Origin of the sequence: Falcatimonas sp. MSJ-15 (assembly GCF_018918265.1) — a bacterium.
GTDB lineage: Bacteria > Bacillota > Clostridia > Lachnospirales > Lachnospiraceae > Falcatimonas.
On record NZ_JAHLQC010000005.1, the window covers coordinates 61,754 to 77,815 of the forward strand.

The 16,062-nt window shown below is 34.0% G+C and carries 12 protein-coding genes; all 12 read left to right on the forward strand.

Annotation, left to right across the window (positions count from 1 at the left end):
- Nucleotides 1–2 precede the first annotated feature (2 nt).
- The 12 genes from KQI85_RS05045 to KQI85_RS05100 all read left to right on the forward strand — a co-directional run bounded on the left by KQI85_RS05045 (nucleotide 3) and on the right by KQI85_RS05100 (nucleotide 15,843).
- Entirely contained in the window at nucleotides 3–650 is a 648-nt protein-coding gene (locus KQI85_RS05045; protein WP_216575009.1) for a TrkA family potassium uptake protein, read from the forward strand.
- 150 nt (nucleotides 651–800) lie between these two features.
- Nucleotides 801–1,898 (forward strand): ATP-binding protein, encoded by a 1,098-nt coding sequence (locus tag KQI85_RS05050; RefSeq protein WP_216575010.1) that lies wholly within the window; start codon nucleotides 801–803, stop codon nucleotides 1,896–1,898.
- A gap of 74 nt (nucleotides 1,899–1,972) precedes the next feature.
- Entirely contained in the window at nucleotides 1,973–2,671 is a 699-nt protein-coding gene (locus tag KQI85_RS05055) for a response regulator transcription factor (protein ID WP_216575011.1), read from the forward strand.
- Nucleotides 2,672–2,867: 196 nt separating this feature from the next.
- The gene (locus KQI85_RS05060) at nucleotides 2,868–4,019 is read left to right on the forward strand and encodes an AI-2E family transporter (RefSeq protein ID WP_216575012.1); all 1,152 of its coding nucleotides are present in this window, start codon (nucleotides 2,868–2,870) and stop codon (nucleotides 4,017–4,019) included.
- Between the two features lie 119 nt (nucleotides 4,020–4,138).
- Complete coding sequence (locus KQI85_RS05065) at nucleotides 4,139–4,822, forward strand: Crp/Fnr family transcriptional regulator (RefSeq protein ID WP_216575013.1); 684 nt, start codon at nucleotides 4,139–4,141, stop codon at nucleotides 4,820–4,822.
- 339 nt (nucleotides 4,823–5,161) lie between these two features.
- Complete coding sequence (locus KQI85_RS05070) at nucleotides 5,162–7,780, forward strand: RICIN domain-containing protein (protein ID WP_216575014.1); 2,619 nt, start codon at nucleotides 5,162–5,164, stop codon at nucleotides 7,778–7,780.
- 343 nt (nucleotides 7,781–8,123) lie between these two features.
- A complete protein-coding gene (locus KQI85_RS05075; RefSeq protein WP_216575015.1) occupies nucleotides 8,124–9,305 on the forward strand; it encodes an ABC transporter substrate-binding protein in 1,182 nt (393 codons plus the stop codon).
- The gene (locus tag KQI85_RS05080; protein ID WP_216575016.1) at nucleotides 9,305–10,333 is read left to right on the forward strand and encodes an iron ABC transporter permease; all 1,029 of its coding nucleotides are present in this window, start codon (nucleotides 9,305–9,307) and stop codon (nucleotides 10,331–10,333) included. Before KQI85_RS05075 ends, KQI85_RS05080 begins: the two co-directional genes overlap by 1 nt.
- On the forward strand, nucleotides 10,330–11,118 hold the full coding sequence (locus KQI85_RS05085; protein ID WP_216575017.1) for an ABC transporter ATP-binding protein: 789 nt from the start codon (nucleotides 10,330–10,332) through the stop codon (nucleotides 11,116–11,118). Before KQI85_RS05080 ends, KQI85_RS05085 begins: the two co-directional genes overlap by 4 nt.
- Nucleotides 11,119–11,249: 131 nt before the next feature.
- Complete coding sequence (locus KQI85_RS05090; protein ID WP_216575018.1) at nucleotides 11,250–11,897, forward strand: cupin domain-containing protein; 648 nt, start codon at nucleotides 11,250–11,252, stop codon at nucleotides 11,895–11,897.
- 245 nt (nucleotides 11,898–12,142) lie between these two features.
- Nucleotides 12,143–14,356 carry a radical SAM protein gene (locus KQI85_RS05095; protein WP_216575019.1) on the forward strand — a complete coding sequence of 738 codons (2,214 nt, stop codon included), beginning with the start codon at nucleotides 12,143–12,145 and terminating at the stop codon, nucleotides 14,354–14,356.
- 152 nt (nucleotides 14,357–14,508) lie between these two features.
- A complete protein-coding gene (locus KQI85_RS05100) occupies nucleotides 14,509–15,843 on the forward strand; it encodes an MATE family efflux transporter (RefSeq protein WP_216575020.1) in 1,335 nt (444 codons plus the stop codon).
- Nucleotides 15,844–16,062 lie beyond the last annotated feature (219 nt).

A 16,062-nucleotide genomic window follows, 5' to 3' on the forward strand; every position in this document is an offset into this window, starting at 1 on the left:
AGATGAAGACAATATTATTGATTGGACTTGGAAGATTTGGAAAGCATGTGGCTATGAAACTTGGTAAGATGAATCACGAAGTCATGGCGATAGATAAAAGTGAAGAGAAGATAGAAGCAATCTTACCTTATGTCGTTAATGCACAGATTGGTGATAGTACTAATGAGAATTTTTTACGAACATTGGGAATTGGTAATTTTGATCTATGTATAGTTGCAATAGCTAATGATTTTCAGGCATCACTTGAGACAACTTCATTGCTAAAAGAACTTGGTGCAAAGAGAGTAGTATCAAGAGCAGAACGTGATGTACAGGCGAAGTTTCTCTTGCGTAATGGTGCAGATGATGTAGTATATCCTGAGAAGCAGCTTGCTGATTGGACAGCTATACGTTATACATCGGAGCATATTTTAGACTATATAGAATTATCAGATGATTATTCTATATTTGAAGTTGAGATGCCTGAACAATGGATTGGTAAGACTATTGCAGAGATAGATATAAGGAAGAAATATAATGTTAATATAATGGCTGTAAAAAGAGATGGAAATATGAATCTTAATATAACTGCCGATACAAGATTTGCATCAGGTGAAGCACTTATGGTACTTGGTAAGACAAGAGATATACAAAACTGTTTTCATATATAAGATTTTTAAGTATGATATATTGAGGCTGCTAACGGTTGAATATAGGGATATGATACTGATGGTTGGAATACTGATATATGATTTGACATACTAATATAAGTAAGATATTGTAGTATTTAATGTATAGTTATAAGAAAGTGAGAGTTATATATGTACTATAATAAGAAGACAGATGATAATAATAAGATTAAAGATAATATTATGGATATATTAAAATGTACAGGAGTTATTATTGTAACTAGTTTTATAGGTATAGTATTTTTTGATATAGGAATAGAAGAGTCTAATATTATTATGATATATATTCTTGGTGCATACATAGCTGCACTTATAACAGGACATCAGATATATAGTCTTGTGGTGTCTGGAGTTAATGTATTTTTATTTAATTTTCTTTTTGCTGAGCCAAGGTATACACTTCTTGCTTATAATGATGCATATTCAGTTACATTTGTAACGATGTTCATAGTTGCTTTTCTTACAGGTACACTTACTAAGAGACTTAAGATACAGACAATTGAGTCATCAAAGGCGGAGCTTAGAGCTGAGAAAGAGAGATTAAGAGCTAATCTGTTAAGAACTATCTCACATGATCTTAGAACACCTCTTACATCGATATCAGGTAATGCAAGTAATCTTTTATATAATTCAGAGATGATTGATGAGGACAGCAGAAAACAGATTTGCAAAGATATATATGATGATTCAATGTGGCTTATAAAGCTTGTAGAGAATCTGCTTGCTATAACAAAGATTGAAGATGGCAAACTTAATATACAGATGAATGTTGAGCTGCTTGATGAGATAATAAGTGAAGCACTTAAGCATGTTGGAATAAAACAGGAGGAGCATACAATTAATATTAATTATGAAGAAGAGATTATTCTTGTAAAAGTTGACGCAAGGCTTATGATGCAGGTTATAATTAATATTGTTGATAATGCTATAAAATATACGCAAAAAGGTTCTATAATAGATATCAGAACAAAGAAAACGGAAGATAAAGCTATAATTACAATTACAGATAATGGACCTGGAATAAGTGATGAGGCAAAGGCACAGATATTTGATATGTTTTATAGTGAACATAGAAATATAGCAGACAGCAGAAGAAGTCTTGGACTTGGTTTATTTTTATGTAAAGCGATAGTTAATATGCATGATGGAAATATTGAAGTTAAGGATAATAAACCGACAGGAACAGTGTTTATAATAGAATTACCAATAGAAAAGGTTGATTGTGTATAGGATATATATTAAAGTTGCTGCTAATATAGATTACTATATGATATTAACAATGTATAAGTGAGGAAGCGAATTGTATGAATAAAACATTGATATTAGTTGTTGAGGATGACAGGACAGTACAAAATCTTATGACAACAACGTTAAAAACCTGTAATTACAGGTATATAGTAGCAGTTAATGGCGAAATAGCAATTATGGAAGCAGCCACACATAATCCGGATATAATTCTGTTGGATCTTGGATTGCCTGATATAGATGGTATGGAAGTTATTAAAAAGATAAGAACATGGTCTGATGTTCCGATTATTATTATAAGTGCAAGAAGTGAAGATTCTGATAAAGTAGAGGCACTTGATGCAGGTGCAGATGATTATCTTACAAAGCCTTTTTCGGTAGAAGAATTATTAGCAAGGATCAGAGTTACAGAACGAAGAATTGTATTTAACAGGCGTGAACAGAATGAATCTAATATATTTGTAAATGGTAAACTTAAGATTGATTATTCATCAGGCTGTGCTTATATTGATGAAAAAGAGCTTCATCTTACTCCTATAGAATATAAGCTATTATGTCTTCTTGCCAGCAATGTAGGTAAAGTGCTTACACATACATATCTTACACAGAAGATATGGGGACATAGTTGGGAGAATGATGTTGCTTCGTTAAGAGTATTTATGGCAACTTTAAGGAAGAAGATAGATAAAGAGAGTATGTCAGTGCAGTATATACAGACGCATGTTGGGATTGGATATAGAATGATAAGAGTCGATTAGACAATACAATATGTATAGGATGGTCAAAAGGTATCATATAATATGAAAAAAATATAAAATATAATATCTGGCTTTAAGAACCATATATTTCGTGATAGAATAGTAATAATTGTGAGTATATTTAACATTGGCAAAATTTAAAATAGTCAATAATCTACTCTGATATTATAAATGAAGAGATTACGGGAGGAAGAATATGGATTTTAGCAAGACAAAGATGCGACAGATAGCATTACTTATGGTATTTGCTACATTACTTATTATGATGGTTATATACTGCAAAGATATATTAAAGGCAGTTGATCTTACGATTGCGATAATAGCACCTTTTATAGCCGGTGCGGCAATGGCATTCGTTCTTAACATTCCAATGAATTTTATTGAGAATACAATACTTAAGAAGTGGACTGGCAAGTCGGCAGATAGTTTCAAACGTATTGTGAGTATATTTCTTACAATATTATTTGTAATATTTTTAATTGGACTTTTAATAGCAATTGTTGTTCCACAGATATCATCGGCTATAGCAGATGTTGCTGGCAAGATACCAAAGTTTTTTGAAGAACTTATGGATATTGCTAATGAACTTAGCAATAAGTATCCTGCACTTAAGAATTCTGCAGGTACGATTACTGAACTTAAGAATAATTGGCAGAAGATAATTGCAGGTGTTGGTTCTTTTATGCAAAGTGGTATTGGAAGTGTACTTAATACAACTATTGGTGTTGCAGGAAGTATAATAACTGTTGTTACAAGTTTTATTATAGCTTTTGTGTTCAGCATATATATTCTTGCACAGAAAGAGAAGCTTGGAAGTCAGTTTATGAGAATATTTAAGGCTTATATACCCGAAAAACCAAGAAATAGTTTTCTTAAAGTGTGTGCGATAATGAATAAGAATTTTAGCAGTTTTATTACAGGACAGTGTGTTGAGGCTGTAATACTCGGTTCGATGTTTGTTGTATCGATGCTTATATTCCGTATGCCTTATGCGGTTATGATTGGAATTCTTATTGCTTTTACTGCACTTATTCCTATTGTCGGTGCATTTATAGGATGTGTTGTCGGAGCTTTTCTTATACTTCTTGAGAATCCAATGATGGCAGTCGGTTTTGTTATATTATTCCTTGTGCTGCAGCAGATTGAAGGCAATCTTATATATCCAAGAGTTGTTGGAAGTTCAGTAGGTCTTCCTGCTATATGGGTATTATTCGCTGTAAGTATTGGCGGAAGTCTGTTTGGAATAGCAGGTATGCTTGTGTTTATTCCGCTTCTATCAACAGTATATGCTCTTATAAGAGAGAGCGTTATAAGAAGAGAGAATAAGATTGTGGAGAGTCAGGAATAATTAAGTATTGTATATGATATGGCTTATTGATAGAGGGTCGGTAAGAATTAGATAAGGCTTGTTGATAGAGAGTCAGTAAGATATAGATATGAAAGGCTTGTTAATGGAGAGTAAGATATATGATAGATTATAGAAGATATATAGAATGTTTCAGGGAGTCTGGTCTGTTTGAAGGAATTAGTGAAGATAAGTATAAGAATGTGTTGTCATGCTTAGATGCCAAGATTGCTGATTATAATACGGGTAATTCGTTAGTGACAGAAGGAGATACTAATTACCTGGCAGGAATTGTGCTTAGTGGAGGGCTTGAAGAATTTATCTATGATGAGAATTCGACTCCGGTTATTATAAGAAGGCTTGCACCAGGAGACATATTTGGTGCAGAGCTTGCATGCAGCAGATCACTTGCAAGTCAGTTTAGTCTTGAAGCAACAGAGAATTCAAGTGTTCTTCTTCTTGATTTTGGAAGTCTTATGTCTACGAATACTCTTACTTGTCCATGCAGAATGCAAGTTACAGCGAATCTGTTACAGGAACTTGCAAGTCAGGTTAATCTATTCAATGTAAAAGTGAGAATATTAAGCCAAAAGAAACTTCGTGATAAGATTAAAGTATTTCTTCAGACACAGAAGATGGATGAAAATGGAATAATTGAGCTTCCCTTTACAAGAAATAAGATGGCAGAATTCTTATATGTTGACAGGAGTGCACTCTCAAGAGAACTTAGTAGAATGAGAGATGAGAATATAATACTTGTAAATGGTATGCAGATTACGATGGTTGATAAGAGTTTTTTAAAATAGTTTCTGGTGAACTAATGCATAAAATAGGTTTTATGCATTAGTTCAGTATATTAACTTACTGCTAAAATAAAATAAATGAATAAAAATTAATAGAAAACTTAAAATATGCAAACGAGTACAATGCTATATTTTTCAATGCTTTAAAATAAACTAGCACAAAAGGACATATTAGCTGTATTAATAAATAAATTAAAAGTATAAAAAAACCTTGAATAATTTATAAAAAAATGTTAATGTGTTTATGCATATGAGGATCCAGTGTGTAGTTTCCTAAGAAACAGGTAAAAATAGTAATGTTTTTTCAGTGTTTTTTGGTTGTTGTAAAGGAGAAAAATAGTAATGAAAAAGAAGCGTTTGCTAACATTGTTAGTAGCAGTATGTCTTGTTATGACAGTATGTTTGGCTATTGTAATACCGGGAAGAACTGTTAATGCGGCAACGGGTTATCCAATTTCTAAGTTTAGAATCGGAGTAGGAGATACGGTTAATAATGTCAATATATCTGGTTTTTCAGATGGTTCTAAGTTGAACACCTGGAACGAGAATGGCGAAGATAATGAAAAATGGTACTTGAATTATGTGCAGGAAGGTGTCTATGAGATTGTCAATGTTAAGACAGGTTATGTTATTACCAATAATAATGGAACTGCTGTCATAGCACAGAATAAGCACGATAATTCGCAGAGATGGAAGATAGAAGGCGTGAAGAAAGATTATGAAGGCTACTATCTTTTTTACAGGATTGTAAACAGCAGTGATTCATCAAAAGCTTTAACTTTTAATGCTGCTGACAATAGTATAAGAGTTGAGAATTATACGGGGAACGATTATCAGCTTTTTAAGATTAATCTTGATGGACTTGAAGGATTTGCAGCTAATTGTAATACAGCTAATGGTCAGAAAGCTGGAACAGTTGGCGGATTGTTTGGTAAGACAGTATATGCTTCAAATGTTAATGATTTGAAGAAATATCTTAATTTAACAGAACCACTTACAATAGTTGTTAATGGTAATATTGATTGTTCACAGGCTGGATATATGAGAATAAGAGATAATAAGACTCTTGTTGGAGCATATTCAACACCTGTTATTAATGATTGCCAGTTAAGAACAAATAATGAGTATGGTAAGGATGAACCAAGTGATAATATTGTTATCCGTAATGTTAATTTCCTTGCGAAGAAGAATGCTAATAAGATTCTTGTTCAGATCTGGTCATCAAGAAATATCTGGATTGATCATTGTACATTTAATAGTACACTTACAAGAAGTAAAGATGAAGTCGGTAAGTTTATATGGGTTAATACACCTTATGCGAGTTATTATGATGCAAAGGATCTAAAGAGAAGTCCTGATTATATAACTTTATCTTATAATGTGTTTAAGAACCGTTATTGGACTGTAGCTTATGGAACACAGAATTCAGAGACTTCAAGATGCAGAACGTCTGTAATGTACAATATGTGGCGTGATTGTGTAAGAAGATGTCCACAGCTTGGTAATGGTTATGCCCATATTTATAATAATTATTATGTTAATACTTCTTCTAATATAGATTCCGGTACATCACAGGTAATCGCAGGAGAAGGAGCTACTTTCCTTGTTGAGAATTGCTATTTTGCAGGTGTACAAGGAAAAGAAGTTGCTATTGATAAAAAGGCATCATATAGAGAAGCAGGCAATTATACTGCGGCTAATGAGAATAGTACAGCTGGTACATATTCATATAATTCAGCTTATAATGTAGCGTCATGGAATCCTTCTACAGAGAATTATGGATATGAATTGATTAAGACAACAGAGAATTATAATTATAATACTAAGTATTTTTGTAATGCTTATGCAGGATGCAAGAATACAGATAAATATTATGTATATATTACTGATAGTGCAATGAGTAAGTTTGTTAGCCAGAAGAATGTAAGTCCTTTTAGAAAAGGTGTTACAACGGGTAATGTTTCTAATTCTGGTAATAATAGTAATACTGGCAATGCTAATGCAGGAAACAATGCGAATACAGGCAATAACAGTAATACAGGTAATAATACAAATACAGGTAACAACAGTAATACAGGTAATAATACAAATACAGGTAACAACAGTAATACAAGCAACAATAATACGGCAACATCAGGAGTTACAAAGTCAACTAATAAAGTGCTTCAGGATGGATGGTACTATATAAAAGGTGTTAAATCACAGAAATATCTTGAAGCAGATGATTCATCTGTAATGAGTAATAATACTAATGTTCAGATTGGCGATGGTGATGGCGCAACAGGTCAGAGATGGTATCTTAAGAATGAACCGGATGGAGTATTTACTCTTATGAATGGTTCTGGATATATGCTTGATATTGACTATGGACGAGCTGATAATTCAACTAATGTTCAGTTATATACAGCTAATCAGGCTACAGCACAAAAATATATGATTGGTAAGACTAGTACAGATGGACAGTATGCTATTCTTACAGTATGTTCAGATGCAAGATCATGTATAGATGTAGCAGGTGCTAAGAATGTAAGAGGAACTAATGTCTGTGAGTACGAATGTAAAGGAAGTACTAATCAGTTATGGATATTCGAACCTTGTGATGCACCGGCTAATAATTCTGGAAGTAATAATGGAACTAATGCTGGTAATAATACATCTGGTGCATCAGCAGGAACTTATGATGTACAGTTAGTAGATGGCAAGATTGATCTTAGCGCATATGCAGGTAAGACAATAACAGCTCTTACATTCAATGTATCAGCTAATTCAACCGGTAATGGTGCAGCACATGTATATACATCTAATGGTGGATGGCTTGGAAGTGCTGATTATTCATATACTAATGCTAATACGGTGACAGTTGATTTGTCACATTATAGCAATATCGGATACCTGAATTTTTATTCATGGTGGAATTCTAATAATGCTTCATTTAGTAATTTTAAAGTTACTGTGAAGTAATGAGAAGATAAGTAAATCATCCAATTAAAAATAAATCATCGATAAGAAAAAGAAGTCTAATTTGTTTAGGCTTCTTTTTTTATATAAAATATATCAAAAAGAGAAGTGTATAGAAGATAAATAAAGCAGTAAGTTCCTTTTAGAAGTGTATCTATTAGGAGAGGCAACTAAGAGAAGTATCAGCCTAAATATGATAATTTTTCTCAAAATATATCTGAATATTTGTTGCCATGGCAACGGACAGAAGAATAATCTTATGTTATAATTCACAAACGTGAGTTAGAAATAACTAATAAAAATAAGTTGTATATAAATAAAGCATTTGTAATAACAGGAGGATATTATGAGAAAAAGTTTAACAGTACTTCTTGCAGCTTGTATGACAGTGTCATTATTTGCAGGATGTTCAGGTAGTAAAGCGACAGATAATGCAACAACTAAGGAATCACAGGTTGCAGCAGAAAGTGAAGTTAATAAGAGCAGTAAAGAAGAGGATACAAAAGATACTTTAGATGAGAATGGAACACATACAGTAGTTGACCATGGTGGCAATACAGTAGAAGTTCCTAATAAGATAACTAAAGTTGTAATAGATCAGATACCTATTTTGTCAACATATATGTCATATTTTGAAGGCTCAGCACCTAATATTGTCGGATATTGTGGTTCTTTTAAGGATACAATAACTAAGACTGTGTTAAAAGATATAGCACCAGAACTTATGGAATCATCAGATACAGTATATGCGCAGAGCGATCTTAATATTGAAGAGATTATGAAACTTGAACCGGATGTTATTCTCTATAATGCAGGTAATGCACAGCATGCACAAGTCCTAAAAGCAAGTGGAATACCATGTATAGGATTTGCAACAGTTGGTGCAAGCACAGATGCAGATCCTCTTGTAAGATATCAGGAATGGCTTAATCTTCTTGAAGATGTATTTGGAGAAGAGGGCAAGACTGATGAATTCAAAGAAGCCGGTAATAAGATAATTACTGATGTAGAAGATAGAATTAATGCAATTCCTGAATCAGAAAGACCAACTGCAATGATTCTATGGAAATATGCAGATGGAATTCCACAGGTATCAGGAGCAGGTACATTTGGTACATTCTGGTTAAAACACCTTGGTGTTACAGATGTTGTGGCAGCAGATGCCAAAGGATTTACACAGGTTAATATGGAACAGCTATATAGTTGGGATACTGATATCTTATTCCTTGATGGACCGGGGCTTTTATCGCTTACAACCGAGGATGTGCTTAACAATAATGTTGAGGGAGCAGATTTTCAGACATTAAGTGCAGTTAATAATAAGAGAGTATATAATACAACACTTGGTATGTGGAATTGGTTTACACCAAATCCTGATGCACCACTTGTATATGCGTGGATGGCATGTAAGACATATCCAGAAGCATTTGCAGATTATCCACTTGAAGATACTATAAGAGAATATTACAAGACTTGGTATGGATATGATGTGACAGATGAAGATATGCAGGAGATGTTGAATTACTAATGAAGGATAATTTTTGGATAAAAAAAGGTAAATTTACATTACAGGCTGTCATTCTTATGATAATCATACCCTTGATAACAGCAATAATCTGTATATGCGCAGGACGTATGAATGTTCCGGTTCGGGATGTTATTAAGGCTATTGCTTCTGTCTTTACAGGAGAAAAAGATGACATTAAGAATTATTCTATCATTATTAATTTAAGACTTCCAAGAATTATTATGGCTGTTATTGTCGGTGCAGGTCTTACCTGTGCAGGTAATACATTCCAGTCACTTTTCTCTAATCCACTTGCGACACCGGACATACTTGGAGTAACAAGTGGAACATGTGTGGGTGCGATTCTTGCAATTATATTATCATGTGGAATTGTACCTACACAGATAATAGCACTTATATTTGGACTTGCATCAGTATTATTTACTATGAAAGTTGCAGGTAAGAATAGAGATGGTTCTATGGTATATCTTGTACTTGCAGGTGTTATAGCGTCATCACTTTTTAATGCGATAGGTTCTCTTCTCAAATATACAGCAGATCCGCAGGATAAACTTCCGGAGATTACTTATTGGCTTATGGGGAGTTTTACAGGTGCAACTTATAAGAAGATATTAATAGGTTCACCGCTTATATTAATTGGAATAGTTGTAATATGGTTATTCAGATGGAGACTTAATATACTTGCACTTAGTGAGGATGAAGCAAAAGCAAGTGGTATAGATATTAAAAAGACGAGAATAATATTTATCGTCGCATCAACAATAATCACAGCATCAGCAGTATCGATGTGTGGACAGGTAGGATGGATAGGTTTGTTAATTCCACATTGTGCAAGAATGTTGGTTGGAAGTAATAACAGGTATGTTGTTCCACTTAGCATAAGTCTTGGAGCAGGTTTTATGATTATAATTGATACGCTTTCAAGAACTGTCAGTGTCATAGAACTTCCACTTTCAGTGCTTACAGCGATTATTGGAGCACCGGTATTTATATCTTTGCTTAAGAAGAACAGGAGTGGATTGCGATGATTTTTGAAGTAAAGAATGGATGTTTTGGCTATCCAAAACAGGAAGAGATACTTAAGAATATTAATCTTAGGCTTGAAGAAGGACATATACTTTCTGTGCTTGGACCTAATGGAATAGGTAAGACTACACTTTTAAAATGTATGATGGGGCTTCTTAATTGGACTAATGGAGCGACATATATTGATGGGGTGGATATTAAGAGTCTTAAGCCAAGAGAGATATGGAGTAAGATATCATATATACCACAGACTCATGGTTTTGCTTTTTCATATACCGGACTTGAGATGGTTATGATGGGTAGGAGTTCTCATCTTGGAATGTTTGAACAGCCGGGGAAAAAAGAAATTGAGATGGCAGAGAATATGATGGAGAGAGTCGGGATAACAAGACTTGCGAATAAGGACTGTAATCATATGAGCGGTGGGGAACTTCAGATGGTTCTTATCGCAAGAGCTTTAATCAATGAACCTGAGCTTATTGTACTTGATGAACCTGAGACAGGGCTGGATTTTCATAATCAGATACTTGTTCTTAATATGATTGAGCGTCTTGCACATGATGATGGTATTGGGGCTATTATGAATACGCATTATCCGACTAATGCTATGCGTGTAGCCGATGAGGCATTTATGCTTAATCGTAGAGGAGATTGCTATTATGGTGCAGCTTCTGATGTACTGAATGAAAAGAATATATCAGGAATATTTGATGTAAAAGTGGTAGTTGATGAGATTGGATATGATAATAAAGTGATTAGAAATATAGTGCCGGTGTCACTGGTTTAGAATAGGATAGTTAATGTTTGGTTAATAGATTTTTTATATTAATAGTTGCAGTGGCAACCGAAAATATCATAAAAGTATAGTATTATGATTAAGCAGTAACAATGTGACCATGGATATAGAAAGGAAACTATATGGAGAGAAAATTCACAGTTAGTCAGTTACGTCCGATAAGAGATAACATGACAATCTCAAGGGATGCAGGTCTTGGTTTGGAGAATACAGTTACATTCTTCTCACTTGGAGCGAATACTTCAATAAGTCAGGAGACGTATGATGTAACAGCCATCTATATTGGCGCAGAAGGAAAAGCTGATTTTATAATCGGTGAAGACAAGAAAAAAGCAGAACTTACAAAGGGTGATCTGCTTGTTATACCAGGTAAAACACTATGTGGAGCAGAAAGCGAAACAGGTGCAGTTTATACAGAGATTATTATTAAAAAGGAGATAATTATGAATAATATTGTAAAAGCAGGCGAAGTAATGAAATTAAAGGATCTTATCTCATATGAGACAGGAAGTATAAGCAACCTTGATGTTGTAAGTAATCCGACAATGAAATTTGTTCTTATGGCATTTGATGAAGGAACAGGCTTACAGCCACACAGAGCACCTGGCAATGCGATTATATTTGCACTTGAGGGTAAGGCTGTAATCGGATACGAAGGTAAAGATTATGAGATATCAGCAGGCGAGAACTTTAGGTTTGAAAAAGATGGACTTCACAGTGTAACAGCTAATGGCAAGTTCAAGATGGGATTATTATTAGTTCTTGAATAATCTGATTAAGGGAACGAAGATATTATATTGAGAAAGCAGTAATTTACTATATGTGGCATGTAGTAATCGGAATAATTATATAATAAAATCATAGGACATAAGAGTAAGGAAATTGCAATTCTGGATAAAAATCCGGAGTTGCAATTTTTTTGTATAAAAGCGCTTGACATCTTATTATCAAAGTGATATTATCAAAATGTGAATAACAAATATAAATCAAAGCCAATAAGAAGAGGTGCCATTTAATGAAGAGAGAGATAATTAATAATGAAGGGAAAGAAAAGAAACTTAGTTGTGAAGAGGTATATGAGACAGGGTTATTATATCATCACTATGCGAATACAGCGTATCCACTGACACCAGCTTCATTTATGCAGTACAGACTTAAGGACGGGAAAGAGATACGTAAGTTTGTAGAAGAAGAATGGAGAGATGTAGATGAACTTTCAATCTATATTCATATTCCATTTTGCAAAGCACGATGCAAGTTCTGTGAATATGTTGTACTTGAGAATCCGGATGAATCAGTGGAAGACAGGTATGTAGAACTTCTATTAAAAGAGATGGCTATGTATTCTGATATCTTAAGAGGGAAGAAGATAATAGGATATGATCTTGGAGGAGGCACGCCATCTAAGTTGTCAGTTGAGAATCTTAAGAAGATAACAGATGCAGTATATGAATACTTTGATGTCAAAGAGGGAGTGATAGCAAGTGTTGAGACTACACCGGTTATAGCAGCTATGGAGCCTGAGAAGATTAATGCACTGTATGAGATGGGATATAGAAGGATAAGTATGGGAGTACAGACTGTATCCGAGAGGTTACTTATGGAACTTGGAAGGGATGGTTCTAAGAGTATATATGAGAAGGCAGTTGCTAATATAAGAGAAGCGGGATTTGAATCTTTTAACATAGATCTTATGTATGGATTTCTTAATCAGTCAGATAAAGATTTTGATAATACTCTTTTATATGCAATAGGACTTAAGCCGGATCATATAACACTTTACAGAAACAGGTATAAAGGCACTAAGATTGAATATGAAGCAGGCGGAGTATCCATATATAAGGCAATGTATCAGTATACAATAGCATATCGTACACTTACTTGTCATGGTTACAATGCTAATATAGGCAAGAATACATTCAGCCGTATAGAGGGAGATTATGGCACAAGTGATTATCTTACAAGACGAGTAATTGAGGGAACTCCATATGTAGGAATGGGACTTGGTGCTCAATCATTTGGAATGAACTACCTTGCATATAATCTTGGTGCAGCAGAGAAGAGAATGGAGAGATATGAGGAAGCTATTAACAGGGGAGAGCTTCCGTTCCAGGATATATACAGACTTCCGATTGAGGAGTCTATAGCAAAGATGGTATCGGTATCATTCTATTTTGGATTTGTAGATATGGCAGCTTTTAAGAAACGATTTGGCATTGATTTTAAAGAACACTTTAAGGACGAGGTACGTTATGTCATAGATAATGGACTTATGGAGATAAAAGGTGACAGAATATATCTTACTGAGAGGGGTTCAGCTTATATTAACGGGGTTATTCCACTATTTTACTCAGATTATTCTAAGAATGAGCTTAAGACTGTATTCAAAGGTAAGACTGGTAACGAGGAGAATGATGAGAAGTTATTCCTCTCATCATATAATATCAAAGACTATGACAGACCATCAGTAACAACAGATATTGTCGCATTTTCTGTAAGAGATGAGAAGGCTAAGAATTGGCGCAGAGATAATACAGGTAACAGATTATCACTTCTTCTTATTAAGAGGGGTGAGCATCCATATATGAATCATTGGGCTTTGCCAGGTGGATTTATGAAGATGGACGAGACTCTTACAGAGTGCGCTCTTCGTGAGATAGAAGAAGAGACTAATGTAAGACCATCAGCTATTATGCCGGTAGGAACATTTAGTGAATGTGACAGAGATAAGAGAGGGAGAATTATCTCTAATGCATATACAACTATCATTGATAGCAGTACAGTTAAGGCTATGGGCGGCGATGATGCTATTGATGCAAGATGGTTTAATATATCTTTTGAACAGACAGAGGATGGTAATTATGAACTTAAGCTTGAGAGAGAGAATGTTGTTCTTACAGCAGTGCTTAGACTTAAGAGTAAGAAGTTTGGCAATTATGAATATGAGATAATAGACAGAGGAGAGTTAGCATTTGATCATGCTGCAATAATAGCATCAGCGTACTCATTACTTAAGAAGAATGCTAAATCTTTTGAAGTATTGTTTGATTTTCTGCCGGAGAAGTTCACACTTACATCATTGCAGACAATTCAGGAGACTATTCTTGGCGAGAGTACACCACCAGCTAATTTTAGAAGGAAGATAGCTGATTATGTAATTGAGACACAGGAATATCAGACAGGTGCAGGTCATAGACCGGCGAGATTGTATATGCGAAAAAATATATAATTTTTCTAATTAAAATGTAATTTCTTTTTCTAAAAATATGATATATAATAAGCAATGCTTGTTAAAAAAATAAAGTAAATATACGTTATTGATTAACAATAGTAGCGCAATGAATTAATAAAGTATACTAAAGAAAAGGAAAGGACAAATATATGAAAGATTATGATATGACAAGTGGGTCATTGATGAAAAAAATTCTTCTGTTTAGTCTGCCGCTTATGATGTCACAAGTATTACAGGTATTTTTTAATATGGCAGATGTTGCGGTTGTTGGTAAATTTGCAAGTGCCAATGCGCTTGGTTCAGTAGGTTCGACAACAATACTTGTGACGCTTTTTACAGGATTTCTTATAGGGCTTGGAAGTGGTGTTAATGTAGTAGTTGCTAAGCATCTTGGTGCTAAAGATCATAAAGCTGCAACACAGGTAATACATACAGCATTTCTTATATGCCTTGCGGCAGGAATTATTATTACAGTGATATGTCTGTTACTTGCAACACCATTACTTACATTGATTAAGACTAAAGATAATCTTATAGATGGAGCAGTAATGTATTTTAGAGTATATGCACTTGGAATGCCGGCACTTGGAATATTCAATTTTGGTAATGCTGTACTAAGTGCCAATGGTGATACCAAAAGACCACTTACATATCTTACGATAGCAGGTGTTCTTAATATTGTGCTTAATCTATTCTTTGTAATAGTATGCAACATGGCGGCAACAGGTGTTGCACTTGCAAGTATCATCTCACAGTATGTGTCAGCAGTGCTTATTATGTGGCATATGATTAGAGATGAAGGAATATGTAATTTTAACTTTAAGAATGTGAGAATATATTCAGGCCGTTCAAGAGCGATACTTATACTGGGATTGTCAGCAGGTATGCAAAATGCGATATTTGCTATTGCAAATCTGTTCATACAGGTTGGAATTAATTCATTCGATTCAACAATAGTCGCCGGCAATTCAGCAGCAACTAATGCAGATACGCTTATATACAATCTTATGGCAGCATTCTATACAGCATGTTCGACATTCATGGGACAGAATCTTGGTGCAGGCAACAAAAAAAGAGTATTGAAATCATATCTCATAAGTCTTTTTTATTCATTTGCAACAGGAGCTTTGCTTGGTGGATTATTATTCATATTTGGACGAGAGTTTCTCTCATTCTTTACTAATAGCAGTGAGGTAATAGATGCAGGTATGGAGAAGATTAAGATAATGGGATTATCATATTGTGTAAGTGCATTCATGGACTGTACAATAGCAGCATCAAGAGGAATAGGTAAGAGTCTTGTTCCAACAGTAATAGTTATTATAGGTTCATGCGTGTTCAGAGTTGTATGGGTATATACGATATTTGCATATTTTAAGACAATTCCATCACTCTACCTTCTATATGTATTCTCATGGGCAATCACAGGATTCTTTGAGATAATATATTTTATAAAAAGTTATCGTTTGTTGCAGAAGATGTGATATAGTGAATCTCAATAATTCAAACTTACTTGACAATTATTATTCATAGTGCTACTATATTATTATAGTATGTAACTTACAGAATATGATTATTTTGCGAGGCATTAACTATGTATAAATAACACACAATATTTATGCATGTTAATGCCTTTTTTGTGCGTCAAAATATTAAATAAGTTATTCGAAGATATATGATGAATAAGCATATATTTTTGGAAT

Coding starts and splice junctions, on each gene's coding strand:
- KQI85_RS05095 (WP_216575019.1), top strand. CDS start 12,143: ATGAAGAGAGAGATAATTAATAATGAAGGGAAAGAAAAGAAACTTAGT.
- KQI85_RS05045 (WP_216575009.1), top strand. CDS start 3: ATGAAGACAATATTATTGATTGGACTTGGAAGATTTGGAAAGCATGTG.
- KQI85_RS05075 (WP_216575015.1), top strand. CDS start 8,124: ATGAGAAAAAGTTTAACAGTACTTCTTGCAGCTTGTATGACAGTGTCA.
- KQI85_RS05065 (WP_216575013.1), top strand. CDS start 4,139: ATGATAGATTATAGAAGATATATAGAATGTTTCAGGGAGTCTGGTCTG.
- KQI85_RS05050 (WP_216575010.1), top strand. CDS start 801: ATGTACTATAATAAGAAGACAGATGATAATAATAAGATTAAAGATAAT.
- KQI85_RS05080 (WP_216575016.1), top strand. CDS start 9,305: ATGAAGGATAATTTTTGGATAAAAAAAGGTAAATTTACATTACAGGCT.
- KQI85_RS05100 (WP_216575020.1), top strand. CDS start 14,509: ATGAAAGATTATGATATGACAAGTGGGTCATTGATGAAAAAAATTCTT.
- KQI85_RS05055 (WP_216575011.1), top strand. CDS start 1,973: ATGAATAAAACATTGATATTAGTTGTTGAGGATGACAGGACAGTACAA.
- KQI85_RS05060 (WP_216575012.1), top strand. CDS start 2,868: ATGGATTTTAGCAAGACAAAGATGCGACAGATAGCATTACTTATGGTA.
- KQI85_RS05090 (WP_216575018.1), top strand. CDS start 11,250: ATGGAGAGAAAATTCACAGTTAGTCAGTTACGTCCGATAAGAGATAAC.
- KQI85_RS05070 (WP_216575014.1), top strand. CDS start 5,162: ATGAAAAAGAAGCGTTTGCTAACATTGTTAGTAGCAGTATGTCTTGTT.
- KQI85_RS05085 (WP_216575017.1), top strand. CDS start 10,330: ATGATTTTTGAAGTAAAGAATGGATGTTTTGGCTATCCAAAACAGGAA.